Source organism: Rhizobiaceae bacterium (genome assembly GCA_023953845.1).
Taxonomy (GTDB): domain Bacteria; phylum Pseudomonadota; class Alphaproteobacteria; order Rhizobiales; family Rhizobiaceae; genus Arvimicrobium.
In genome coordinates this window covers 182,634-194,571 of sequence record JAMLJC010000002.1, presented here as the reverse complement: position 1 = coordinate 194,571, position 11,938 = coordinate 182,634, and the positions used below count along the sequence as shown (strand labels likewise).

11 protein-coding genes are annotated in these 11,938 nt (G+C 65.2%); 10 read left to right on the top strand and 1 reads right to left on the bottom strand.

All coding sequences use genetic code 11. The annotated features are described in order from the left end of the window. Positions 1–32: 32 nt before the first annotated feature. From arcD to M9955_23055, 6 genes are read left to right on the top strand one after another with little or no spacing between them, the layout of a single operon-like run. Positions 33–1,499, top strand: coding sequence for an arginine-ornithine antiporter (gene arcD / locus M9955_23080; protein MCO5084527.1), 1,467 nt, complete (start codon positions 33–35; stop codon positions 1,497–1,499). Positions 1,500–1,530: 31 nt separating this feature from the next. Continuing rightward, a complete protein-coding gene (locus M9955_23075) occupies positions 1,531–2,748 on the top strand; it encodes an arginine deiminase (protein ID MCO5084526.1) in 1,218 nt (405 codons plus the stop codon). A 17-nt stretch (positions 2,749–2,765) separates the two neighbouring features. Further along, positions 2,766–3,767: an ornithine carbamoyltransferase gene (gene argF / locus M9955_23070; GenBank protein ID MCO5084525.1), complete on the top strand. Its 1,002-nt coding sequence runs from the start codon at positions 2,766–2,768 to the stop codon at positions 3,765–3,767. A gap of 1 nt (position 3,768) precedes the next feature. Continuing rightward, positions 3,769–4,695 (top strand): carbamate kinase, encoded by a 927-nt coding sequence (arcC, locus tag M9955_23065; GenBank protein MCO5084524.1) that lies wholly within the window; start codon positions 3,769–3,771, stop codon positions 4,693–4,695. A gap of 34 nt (positions 4,696–4,729) precedes the next feature. Next, positions 4,730–7,282, top strand: coding sequence for a magnesium-translocating P-type ATPase (gene mgtA / locus M9955_23060; GenBank protein MCO5084523.1), 2,553 nt, complete (start codon positions 4,730–4,732; stop codon positions 7,280–7,282). A 56-nt stretch (positions 7,283–7,338) separates the two neighbouring features. Then, entirely contained in the window at positions 7,339–7,932 is a 594-nt protein-coding gene (locus M9955_23055) for an NAD(P)H-dependent oxidoreductase (protein ID MCO5084522.1), read from the top strand. A gap of 17 nt (positions 7,933–7,949) precedes the next feature. On the opposite strand, the gene M9955_23050 is transcribed toward M9955_23055, so the two are convergent. After that, positions 7,950–8,933, bottom strand: coding sequence for a zinc-dependent alcohol dehydrogenase family protein (locus M9955_23050; GenBank protein MCO5084521.1), 984 nt, complete (start codon positions 8,931–8,933; stop codon positions 7,950–7,952). A gap of 44 nt (positions 8,934–8,977) precedes the next feature. Here M9955_23050 and M9955_23045 point away from each other — a divergent pair, with 44 nt between their 5' ends. The 4 genes from M9955_23045 (at position 8,978) to M9955_23030 (ending at position 11,848) form a co-directional block, all read left to right on the top strand. Beyond that, the gene (locus M9955_23045) at positions 8,978–9,256 is read left to right on the top strand and encodes a hypothetical protein (GenBank protein ID MCO5084520.1); all 279 of its coding nucleotides are present in this window, start codon (positions 8,978–8,980) and stop codon (positions 9,254–9,256) included. A gap of 5 nt (positions 9,257–9,261) precedes the next feature. Further along, a complete protein-coding gene (locus M9955_23040; protein ID MCO5084519.1) occupies positions 9,262–10,779 on the top strand; it encodes a PAS domain S-box protein in 1,518 nt (505 codons plus the stop codon). Next, the gene (gene fixJ, locus M9955_23035; GenBank protein MCO5084518.1) at positions 10,780–11,400 is read left to right on the top strand and encodes a response regulator FixJ; all 621 of its coding nucleotides are present in this window, start codon (positions 10,780–10,782) and stop codon (positions 11,398–11,400) included. A 97-nt stretch (positions 11,401–11,497) separates the two neighbouring features. Beyond that, positions 11,498–11,848 carry a hypothetical protein gene (locus M9955_23030; protein MCO5084517.1) on the top strand — a complete coding sequence of 117 codons (351 nt, stop codon included), beginning with the start codon at positions 11,498–11,500 and terminating at the stop codon, positions 11,846–11,848. Positions 11,849–11,938: the final 90 nt, after the last annotated feature.

Sequence of the window (11,938 nt, the reverse complement as noted above, 5' to 3'; positions counted from 1 at the left end):
AGAAAATGGCCTTAACCTTGGGGATATGCACCATGGCAGCCACCGACATCTCAACATCCGCTACACCAATTCCGGTCGCGTCGGGCAACAAGCTCCGCCTCGGCGCGCTCACTGCGCTCGTCATCGGCTCGATGGTCGGCTCGGGCGTGTTCAGCCTGCCGCAGAACATGGCGGCGGGCGCCGGCCCCCTCGCCATCATCATCGGCTGGGGCATCACGGCCGTCGGCATGCTGGCGCTTGTCTTCGTCTACCAGTCGCTGGCGACGCGCAAGCCCGATCTCGACGCAGGTCCCTATGCCTACGCCAAGGCCGGATTCGGGCCGTTCGTCGGCTTCAATTCCGCCTGGGGCTACTGGATCAGCGCCTGGGTCGGCAACGTCTCCTATGCGGTCATCGTCTTCAGCGCGCTGTCCTACTTCTTCCCGTCCTTCGGCGACGGCAACACATGGCAGGCGGTTCTCGGCGCCTCGGTGCTGCTGTGGGCCATCCATCTCCTCATCATGGCCGGCGTACGGCAGGCGGCGATCGTCAACCTGATCGTCACCGTCGCCAAGATCGCGCCGATCGTGCTGTTCGTCGGCATCGTCGCCGTCGCCTTCAAGGTCGATGTCTGGTCGCTCGACTTCACCGGGCTCGGCAACGCCAGCCTCGGTTCGATCATGGATCAGGTGAAGAGCACGATGCTCGTGACGCTGTGGGTTTTCATCGGCATCGAAGGCGCAAGCGTTTTTTCGGCCCGTGCGGAGCGGCGCAAGGACATCGCCACCGCCACTGTGCTCGGCTTCCTCACCTGCCTCGCGCTCTACGCGCTGGTGTCGCTGCTGTCGCTGGGCATTCTGAGCCAGCCGGAACTGGCCGCGCTGAAGAACCCGTCCATGGCGGGCGTTCTGGAAGCCGTGGTCGGTCCCTGGGGCGCGATCCTCATCAATCTGGCGCTCGTCGTCTCGGTGGTCGGCGCTTTCCTGGCGTGGACGCTGCTGGCCGCGGAGATCCCGCATGTCGCCGGCAAGGACGGCACCATGCCGAAATTCTTCGGCCATGAGAACGCACGCGGCGTGCCGTCCACCTCGCTCGTCATCACCAATCTTCTGGTGCAGGCATTTCTCATCATCACGCTGTTTGCGCAGAGCACGTACCAGGCGCTTTTCTACATCGCCTCGGCAGCCATACTGGTGCCCTACATCTTCTCCGGCGCCTATGCGGCGAAGCTCGCGATCACCGGCGAAGGCTATGGCGCGGCAGAGAGCCGCAACGGCGCGCTGGTCATCGGGCTGGTCGCGACGGTCTACGGACTGTGGCTCGTCTACGCGGCGGGGCTTTCGTACCTGTTCATGTGCGCCATCCTCTATGCGCCCGGCGTCGCGTTCTATGTCTGGGCGCGCCGCGAGAACCGGGAGCGCATCTTCCATCCGGTCGAGGCAGGGCTCGCGGCAGCGCTCGTCGCGGTCGGGCTTTACGCCGCTTACCAGATGTGGACCGGCGCGGTGAGCGCGCTCTGAAACCGACAGCCGTCACGAAAGGAATCCTGTCATGACCGCTCTCGGCGTCCATTCCGAAGTCGGCCGGCTGCGCCAAGTCATCGTGCACCGGCCGGATCTCAGCCTGCGCCGCCTGACACCGGATAACTGCAAGGCGCTGCTGTTCGACGATGTCCTGTGGGTCAAGCGCGCCCGGCAGGAGCACGACGTCTTTGTCGACGCGTTGCGCGAGCGCGGCGTTGTTGTGCATCTGTTCGGAGAACTGCTGGCAGAGACCATGGCTCTGCCGGAGGCTCGCGACTGGCTGCTCGACCGCCGGGTGGACGCCTCGGTCGTCGGCTACGACATGGTGGCCGAACTGCGCGGCTGGCTGGACGAAATGCCCGCCGAGGAGCTTGCAGCACTTCTGGTCGGCGGCATTGCGCGGGCCGAACTGCCCTTCGAGCCAGCCGGGCTGACGGGCAAGGCGATGCTGCCGCAGGATTTCGTCCTGCCGCCGCTGCCCAACCAGCTCTTCACCCGCGACTCCTCAAGCTGGATATACCGCGCGGTCTCCGTCAACGCGATGTACTGGCCGGCGCGCAAGCCGGAAGCCGCCAATGTCGAGGCCGTCTATCGGTTCCACCCGAGCTTTGGCGAGGACAGCCTCTCCTTCGTCTCGCCGGACAATCCCGGTCCCGGCATAAGCCTCGAAGGCGGTGACGTCATGCCCATCGGCGGCGGCGTCGTGCTGGTCGGCATGGGCGAGCGCACCACGCCGCAGGCGGTCGGCGGCCTCGCACGCAGCCTGTTCGCGGTCGGCGAGGCGACGCGCGTCATCGCCGCGCTGATGCCGCGCGACCGCTCCTTCATGCATCTCGACACGGTTTTCACCTTCTGCGACCGCGATCTCGTCACCATGTATCCGCCGGTCGTCGAGCGGCTGCGAACCTTTTCGCTGCGGCCCGGCGAAGGCGAGGCTGCCGTCGACGTGACCGAGGAGGAAAAACCCTTCACCGAAGTCGTGAGGGAGGCGCTCGGCCTGAAGGCGCTGCGCATCGTCGGAACTGGCGGCGACGCCTATCAGGCGGAGCGCGAGCAATGGGACGACGGCAACAACGTCATCGCCGTCGAGCCGGGCGTCGTCATCGGCTACGACCGCAATGTCTACACCAACACCGTGCTCCGCCGTTCGGGGGTCGAGGTGATCACCGTCGAAGGCGCCGAGCTCAGCCGCGGGCGTGGCGGCGGCCATTGCATGACCTGCCCGATCGCCCGCGATCCGCTCTGAAGGAAGGGGACCGGACCATGCCCGTCAACCTGCACGGCCGCAGCCTGCTCACGCTGGACGATCTGTCGCCCGCCGAGATCCGCTATCTGCTCAGGCTTGCCGCCGACCTCAAGGCGGCCAAGCAGGCCGGCAACGAAGTGCCTCGCCTCATGCGCAAGAACATCGCGCTGATCTTCGAGAAGGATTCCACCCGCACCCGTTCGGGCTTCGAGGTCGCAGCCTACGATCAGGGCGCGCACGTCACCTATATCGGCCCGTCCGGCAGCCATATCGGGCACAAGGAGTCGATGAAGGACACCGCGCGGGTGCTTGGCCGCATGTACGACGCCATCGAGTATCGCGGCTTCGGCCAGCGTCAGGTCGAAGCGCTTGCCGCCCATGCCGGCGTGCCGGTCTACAACGGGCTGACCGACGAAGCGCATCCGACCCAGATCCTCGCCGACCTCATGACCATGCACGAGTTCACGCACAAGCACCTGTCGGACATGACGGTGGCCTTTGTCGGCGAAGGCCGGGACAATGTCGCGCAGTCGCTGGCGATCGGCGCCGCCAAGGTCGGCATCGACATGCGTATCGCCTCGCCGAAGTCCTTGTGGCCGGACGAGGAATTCGCCGTCCATGTCCGCGAACTTGCCGGACAGAACGGCGGTCGCTTCCGGCTCGACGAGGATGCTGTCGCCTGCGTCGAGGGCGCCGACTTCGTCTACACCGATGTCTGGCTTTCCATGGGCGAGGACGAGAGCGGCTGGGCCGAGCGTATCGAACTGCTCACGCCCTATCGCGTGACCCACGACCTGATGGCCGCGACCGGCAATCCCTTCGCGAAGTTCATGCACTGCCTGCCGGCCTTCCACGACGCCAGCACCGAGGTGGGCGCACGCGTCGCACGGGACTACGGCATCGACTGCATGGAGGTGACGGACGAGGTGTTCGAATCGGAAGCTTCCATCGTCTTCGATCAGGCGGAGAACCGCCTGCACACGATCAAGGCGATGCTCGTCGCCACGATCGGCAACTGACATGCGTATCGTCGTCGCGCTGGGTGGCAACGCGCTGCTGCGTCGCGGCGAGCCGATGACGGCCGAGAACCAGCGCGCCAACATAAGGCGCGCCGCCGCCGCGCTGGCGGAACTGGTCGAGGCCGGACATTCGCTGGTGATCACCCACGGCAACGGACCGCAGGTCGGGCTTCTTGCCTTGCAGGCCGCGGCCTCCCCGGAATCTCCCTTCCCGCTCGACGTCCTCGATGCGGAAAGCGCCGGCATGATCGGCTACGTCCTCCAGCAGGAACTCGGCAATGTGATGAGGGAACAGCTCTTCGCCACGCTGCTGACGCAGATCAGGGTCGATCCGCGCGATCCTGCCTTCGCCAGTCCGACCAAGCCCATCGGCCCCGCCTATGACGAGGCCACGGCGCGAAGGCTCGCCGCCGAACGCGGCTGGCGGATCGCGCGGGACAACGACAGATGGCGCCGCGTCGTGCCGTCCCCAAAGCCGCTGGCGATCCTGGAGGCTCCGGTTCTCCGTTTCCTGGTCGAACAAGGCGTTATCGTCATCTGCGCGGGCGGCGGCGGCATACCCGTGGTCGAACTTGAGAACGGCGCCATCGCGGGCGTCGAGGCCGTCATCGACAAGGATATCGCGAGTTCGCTGCTGGCGAGAAACCTCGAAGCCGACATGCTGCTCATGCTGACTGATGTCGACGCTGTTTACCTCGGCTGGGGCACGCCCGATATGCGTCCACTGGACCATGTATCTGCCTCGGACCTTTCCCCGGCGGATTTTGCGGCGGGCTCCATGGCGCCGAAAGTGATGGCCGCAATAGAGTTTGCCGAGGCGACCGGCGGACGTGCCGCGATCGGCCGGATGGAGGACGCCGCGGCCATCGTCGATGGCAGACGCGGTACATGGATCGAGGCGGGCCGCGCGGGATCGTCGCGACTCTAGGGACATGACAATGCCGCCACCCGGATCGTCTTCGATGGCCGACGCCGCCTACTGGTCGAAGCCCGCCGACGAGCTTCTGGCAAGCCTGCGCTCGCAACCGGCGGGCTTGTCCTCCGCCGAGGCGGCAACCCGGCTGAAAGACGCCGGACCGAACGCGGTCGGCCAGAAGGGCGGCGCCTCTGCCGTCGCGGCCTTTGCCCGGCAGTTCCGAAGCCCGCTGGTTCTGATCCTCATCTTCGCCGCAATCGTCTCCGCCTTCGTCGGCGAGGGCAGCGAGGCCGTCATCATCGGCGCGATCGTCCTGGCGAGTTGCCTGCTCAGTTTCACGCAGGAATACGGCGCCTCCAGAGCCATGGAGGCGCTGACGGCGCGCATCTCGCGCAAGGCGGCGGTATTGCGCGATGGAGCCGAGGCTTCAATCCCGGTCGAGGAGATCGTGACGGGAGACGTGGTCAGGCTCTCAGCCGGCAATCTCGTTCCGGCAGACGGCGTGCTGCTGGAATCCTGCGACTTCAACGTCAGCGAGTCGGCGCTGACGGGGGAAACCTTTCCGGTCGTGAAGGCGCCGGGTGTTTCCGCCCCGGATGCCCAGATCGGCCAGCGCGGCAACGCGGTATTCACCGGCACATCAGTACGCAGCGGCACGGCGAGCATGCTGGTCGCGCGAACCGCCGACCGGACGGAGTTCGCTTCGATCGCCGCCGCGCTGGCGCGCCGCGCGCCTGAGACCGAATTCGCAAGGGGCATCCGCCGTTTCGGCTATCTGATGACCGAGATCATGCTGGTCATCGTCATCCTCGTGTTCTTCGCCAATCTCCTGCTTGAACGCCCGCCGGTGGATTCGCTGCTGTTCTCGCTGGCGCTCGCGGTCGGACTGACCCCGGAACTGCTGCCAGCCATCATCAGCATCACGCTGGCGCGGGGCGCCCGCACGATGGCGGGAAACGGCGTCATCGTGCGCCGCCTCGACGCCATCGAGAATCTGGGCAGCATGGATCTGCTCTGCACCGACAAAACGGGAACGCTGACGGAGGGCGTTGTCCGACTCGACGCGTGTACGGCGCCGGATGGAACACCGGCGTCTCAGGTGCGTCTCTGGGCGCTGCTCAACGCCACGCTGCAAGCAGGCATGGCAAACCCGCTGGACGAAGCGATCGCCGCGTGCGGGACCGAGGACGATCCGCTTTCGCGCTACGCCAAGATCGACGAGGTTCCCTACGACTTCGTGCGCAAGCGGCTTTCGGTGGTCGTGCGCGAGGAAGGCGCAGCCGACGACCTGATGATATGCAAGGGCGCTGTCCGCAATGTCGTAGAGGCATGCTCGACAGTCCAGCGCGGAGCCGCGAGCGAGCCGCTCGACGCGACGTGGGCCAGGGCTATCGAGGAAAAGGTCCGCGCCTGGAGCCTGGAGGGCTATCGCGTCCTCGGCCTCGCCGTGCGCCGTCTCCCGCGCCGGGATTCATATGGCCGAGACGACGAGGCGGATCTTGCCTTCGCCGGCTTCCTGCTCTTTCTCGACCCGCCGAAACCCGGCATGGCGGAGACGCTGAAAGCGCTCGGACAGCGCGGCATCGGCATCAAGGTCATCAGCGGCGACAACCGCTATGTCGCCGCGCATCTGGCGGAAGCCATCGGCCTGCGCCATCGCAGCATCCTGACCGGCGAGGAGATCGACAAGCTGACCAGCGCGGCGCTGTTCGCCCGCGCTCCCAAAACCGACTTGTTTGTCGAGATCGATCCAAACCAGAAGGAACGCATCATCGCCGCGCTGCGCAAGCGCGGCCACGTCGTCGGCTATCTCGGCGACGGCATCAATGACGCCCCTGCCCTGCACGAGGCCGATATCGGCATTTCCGTCGACGGCGCCGTGGACGTTGCGCGCGAGGCAGCCGACATGATCCTCCTGAAGCGCGACCTCAATGTCCTGCTGCGCGGTGTGGACGACGGCCGCAGGACCTTCGCCAACACGATGAAATACATCTCCATCACGACCAGCGCCAATTTCGGCAACATGGTCTCGATGGCTGCCGCCTCGCTCGCCCTGCCCTTCCTGCCGCTGCTCGCGCCGCAGATCCTGCTGAACAATTTCCTCTCCGACATCCCGTCACTGGCGATCGCCACGGATCGGGTCGATGCCGACCAGACAAGGAATCCGCGACATTGGGACATCGGTTATGTCCGGCGCTTCATGGTCGTGTTCGGACTAGTGAGTTCGCTGTTCGACGCCGTGACCTTCGCTTTCCTGCTTCTCGTCGCCGGCGCGACCGCGCAGATCTTCCAGACGGGCTGGTTCGTGGAATCGCTGATCACCGAACTCGCCATCGTGCTCGTCGTGCGCACCCGCAAGGCATTCTGGCGAAGCCGCCCCGGCGCGCTGCTGTCCTGGCTGACGCTCGCCGTCGCATTGTTCGCCGTCGCCATCCCGTACCTTCCCGGCGCCGGCTGGTTCGGCTTTGTCCCCCTGCCCTGGTGGGTCATGGCCGGGCTCACGGCGATAACCCTCGCCTATCTCGCCGCGTCCGAAGCGACGAAGCGCTGGTTCTATTCGCGCGAAGGCCGGCACGCAAAACGTCGCCGGAAGATCTGAGGCCGGGCGATGCGCCGGCCATGCTCATGCACAATTTGAAACCGTTGGAGATCCCCATGCCGCGCCGCATTCTCGTCATCATCGGCCATCCCGACAGCAGCCCGCAGCGTCTCTGCCGCGCGCTCGCCGACAGCTATGCGGAAGGCGCGCGGGCGGCCGGCCATCATGTCCGCCGGATAGACCTTGCCACGCTGGACTTCCCTCTGCTCCGAACCACGGAGCAATTCCGGGACGGCCCAGTTCCAGCAGCCCTGAAAGACGCCGCTGAATGGATCGTCGAGGCAGAACACATCGCATTCTTCTTTCCGCTTTGGCTCGGCACCATGCCGGCGCTGCTCAAGGCCTTTCTGGAGCAGGTCATGCGGCCGGGGATCGCGTTCGCCTATCCGGAAGCCGGCAAGAGCGGTTTCACCAAAACGCTGTTGAAAGGCCGATCGGCACGCGTGGTGGTGACGATGGGCATGCCGGCCTTCCTCTATCGTCTCTGGTATTTCGGCCACGGCATCGCCGGCATGCGCCGCAACATCCTGAATTTCGTCGGCATAAGCCCCGTGCGCGAAACGCTGTTCGGCATGGTGGAAGGTGCGGGCGACGCCAAACGCCGCAAATGGATCGAGGCGATGCACACGCTCGGGGCCGTCGCCCGCTGAACGCCGTCGCAGGGTCCTCAGGGAACGAGCACCGCAGCACCGCTCAGTTTGCCGGAGCGAAGATCCTCGAGCGCCTCGTTGGCCTTGTCGAGCGGATATCTGCTGGTTTGCGTCCTCACGCCAGCGGCCGTCGCGATCGGGAAAAATTCCTCGGCGTCCCGACGCGTGAGGTTTGCCACCGAAACGAGTTCGCGCTCCTCCCACAGGATCGAATAGGGCATGGACGGGATGTCGCTCATGTGGATTCCGCCGCAGACGACTCGTCCGCCCTTGCGCACCGCGCGCAGCGCCGCCGGCACGAGTTCGCCGACGGACGCGAAGATGATGGCGGCGTCCAGAGGCATCGGCGGGCTCTCGTCGGAGCCGCCCGTCCATACAGACCCGAGGCTGCTTGCGAAGCGTTGGGCGTCGAAATCGCCGGGCCGCGTGAAGGCATAGATATCGCGCTCCTGCCAGATGCAGATCTGCGCGATTATATGCGCCGCCGCACCAAATCCGTAGAGGCCGATCCGGGTCCCGTCGCCTGCCTTCTTCAGCGACCGCCACCCTATCAGACCCGCGCATAGCAGCGGGGCCAGCGCGACCGGGTCGGCATCGGGATCGAGGTCGAAGGCAAAGCCAGCATCGGCAATCGCGTGCGTGGCGAACCCGCCATCGCGGGTGTATCCGGTGAATTGCGGCCGATCGCACAGGTTCTCGGCGTCGGCGCGGCAATAGGGGCATGTCCCGCATGTGTGGCCCAGCCACGGCACGCCGACGCGGCGGCCGATCCTCGCCGTATCGATTCCCGTACCGACCGCATCGATGACGCCGACGATCTCATGTCCGGGAACGAGCGGCAGCTTCGGCTCGGGCAAGTCGCCGTCGACGACATGCAGATCCGTTCGGCAGACCGCGCAGGCCTCGATCCTGAGGCGTATCTGGCCGGCGCCGGGCACAGGATCGGCCCGCTCGACGAGAACCAACGGCTTCCCGATCTCCTGCAGCACCATCGCTTTCATTGCAGTCGCCCGTTATTCTTCGCTACAGGCCCTGTTTCCCGAACGTGCCTCGTATCGTCGCCTCCGTCGACGTGACCGGCTATGGTCGGGGCATTGATCACACGACCTTTGTCCGCTTCCTGCTCATGTTCCGGCCGGATGCCGATTCCGGAAAACTCGAATCTATCTTTCATCGGCCAGCGGTTGTAGCCTTGACCCGGATCAAGAATATTTTCGTGGTTCTTGCAAATCGCCGCTCGACCTTTTTCGATCAGGTTGCGCGGACTCAGGCGGGTCCGGGGTTTGGTCAGCCTGATTCGCTGATGTATTTTTCAGCCTGGTGAATCTCATGCCTGCAAGAGATATGGTGGGAGTGCGGGGCCGTTTCCTTCAGATGGCGTTTTCCCGCCGTTTCGAGGGATATGCCGGCTATCTCATAGCGTTCGCGGCGGTTGCGCTGGCTTTTGCCGTTCGCCTGGCGCTGCACGACATTCTCGAAAATGGCGCGGTTTTCATCCTGTTCGTCCCGGCCATCCTCGTCGCGTCGATCGCCGGCGGGTTCGGCCCGGGACTGGCGGCGGTGGCGCTGTCCGTTCTGTGCGCTCTCTACATCGGCTGGTTCGGCGAAGGCGCCTGGATGCAGATTGCGATCTTCGCCGTCGTCGGACTGGCCATCGCATGGATGGGCGAGATGCTGCATTTTGCGCGCCGCGCGAGCGACAAGACCGAGCAGGCGCTTGACGCTCGCGAGGCTCATCTGCGCTCCATACTGGATACCGTTCTCGACGCCACGGTGGTGATCGAGCCCAATGGCGCGATCGTCTCCTTCAATGCCGCCGCAATACGCCAGTTCGGCTATGCCGAGGCCGAAGTCATCGGCAGGAACGTCAACATTCTCATGCCCGAACCGTATCACCACGAGCATGACGGCTACATTCATCGATATCTCGCGACAGGCGAGAAGCGGATCATCGGCGTCGACCGCGTGGTGGTCGGGCGGCGCAAGGACGGCTCCACTTTTCCCATGAAACTCGCCGTGGGCGAGATGAAGTCCGCGGGCAAGACCTTCTTCACCGGTTTCATCCGGGATCTCACGGAGCGGGAGGAATCCGCTGCCCGTTTGCAGGAGATCCAAGGCGAACTGGCGCGGCTCGCCCGCCTCAACGAACTGGGCGAGATGGCGTCCACTCTTGCCCACGAACTCAACCAGCCTCTCGCCGCAATCGCCAACTATACCCAGGGCTGCGTCCGGCTGCTTCGCAACATGGATGACGCGGTGGCGGTCCGCATGAAGGAAGCGCTCGAAGAAACCGCCAGACAGTCCCTGCGGGCCGGCGGCATCATCCGTCACCTGCGCGAGTTCGTCATGCGGGGCGAGACCGAGAAAGCCCCGGAAGACATCCGCAAGCTGATCGAGGAGGCCGGCGCGCTGGCGCTTGTCGGGTCGCGGGAACGCGGCGTGCGCTCGGTCTTCGACTTCTCGCCCGGCGTCGCCACCGTCATGGTCGACCGGGTGCAGATCCAGCAGGTCCTGATCAATCTCATGCGCAACGCCATGGAAGCCATGCGCGACAGCGAGCGGCGCGAACTGGTCATACGCACCTCGTCCGGCGACGAAGGATCGGTAGTCATCGAAGTGTCGGACACCGGTCCCGGCATCTCCGACGAGATCGCGGCGCGGCTGTTCCAGCCTTTCGTGACCAGCAAGCCCGGCGGCATGGGGATCGGGCTGTCCATATCGCGGCGCATCGTGGAAGCGCATGGCGGCGAATTGTCGGCTAGCCGCAACGCCGAAGGCGGTGCGACATTCCGGTTCTCGCTGCCGGCGATCGACGCCGCGCAGCAACATCAGACGGAAAGAGAATAAATGCAGATCGGTGACTATGTCGTGCACATCGTCGATGACGAGGAGCCCGTCCGCAAGTCGCTGGCGTTCCTTCTGACCATGGCGGGCTTTGCGGTGCGCGTGCATGAATCGGCCACGAGCTTCCTTGCCGCCGCGCCCGCCATGAGCAAGGGCTGCCTTGTGACGGATCTCAGGATGCCGGACATGAGCGGGGTCGAACTGCTGACGAAACTCGGCGCCGCCAATGCGATGATGCCTGCGATCGTCATCACCGGCCACGGCGACGTGCCGATGGCGGTCGCGGCGATGAAGGCCGGCGCGCTCGACTTCATCGAGAAGCCGTTCGAGGACGAAGTCCTCATCGACGCGATCAAGCGCGCCGCGGAACGGATCGGCGAGAAGCAGGCGGCGTCGGAGGATGCGGCCGACGTTCAGACGCGACTGGAGCAGTTGACGGAGCGCGAACGGCAGGTGCTTTCCGCGGTCGTCGCCGGCCTGCCGAACAAGACCATCGCCTACGATCTCAATATCAGTCCGCGCACCGTCGAGGTCCACCGCGCGAACGTGATGGCGAAGATGCAGGCCAGGAGCCTGCCTGAACTCGTGCGGATGACGCTTTCGGTGGGCGCCGGACACGCCTGAACGGGCGCGGTTGATCTGGCGCAATGCGGCGCTTTCCAGGACTGGTAGCGATACCGGCTGCTCGCTCCGGATTCGGAAGAGCCCTGGAGACACCTCGTTGACCGCAGCCCCACTTGTTCTCGTCGTTGCACCCGACAAGGACTTCCGGCGTTCGCTCGAGTTCGCGCTCGAGGCCGAAGGGTTCGCCGTCGATTCCTACGGCAGCATGGCGGGAGCCTTCGCCTCCTCGCGGGCGGAGGAAGCGGGCTGTGCGGTCGTGGATGATACGGCGATCGGGAAATGGCCCGAGGTGGAGGAAGAATTCCGCCATTTCGGAAGACCGGTGGTCCTCCTGTCGGACAGGATCGGGACGATGCCGAGCCTGCCGTTCACGACCGTGCTGATAAAACCCTTCCTCGGAAATCCGCTCATCGAAGCCGTTCGCGAGGTCGTCGCGAGCGGCGTATGACGCCGCCTACGTATTGTCCCGTAGGGATATGACCGAATTTCGGATCGTCCCGAATTCAGCGATTGCTGTCTCGTCAAGATGAATCGGAGA

What these genes read in the sequence shown, in the direction of transcription:
- M9955_23040 (MCO5084519.1), top strand. Translation starts at nt 9,262, where the DNA reads ATGCCTGCAAGAGATATGGTGGGAGTGCGGGGCCGTTTCCTTCAGATG.
- arcC (MCO5084524.1), top strand. Translation starts at nt 3,769, where the DNA reads ATGCGTATCGTCGTCGCGCTGGGTGGCAACGCGCTGCTGCGTCGCGGC.
- arcD (MCO5084527.1), top strand. Translation starts at nt 33, where the DNA reads ATGGCAGCCACCGACATCTCAACATCCGCTACACCAATTCCGGTCGCG.
- M9955_23055 (MCO5084522.1), top strand. Translation starts at nt 7,339, where the DNA reads ATGCCGCGCCGCATTCTCGTCATCATCGGCCATCCCGACAGCAGCCCG.
- mgtA (MCO5084523.1), top strand. Translation starts at nt 4,730, where the DNA reads ATGGCCGACGCCGCCTACTGGTCGAAGCCCGCCGACGAGCTTCTGGCA.
- fixJ (MCO5084518.1), top strand. Translation starts at nt 10,780, where the DNA reads ATGCAGATCGGTGACTATGTCGTGCACATCGTCGATGACGAGGAGCCC.
- M9955_23050 (MCO5084521.1), bottom strand. Translation starts at nt 8,933, where the DNA reads ATGAAAGCGATGGTGCTGCAGGAGATCGGGAAGCCGTTGGTTCTCGTC.
- M9955_23075 (MCO5084526.1), top strand. Translation starts at nt 1,531, where the DNA reads ATGACCGCTCTCGGCGTCCATTCCGAAGTCGGCCGGCTGCGCCAAGTC.
- argF (MCO5084525.1), top strand. Translation starts at nt 2,766, where the DNA reads ATGCCCGTCAACCTGCACGGCCGCAGCCTGCTCACGCTGGACGATCTG.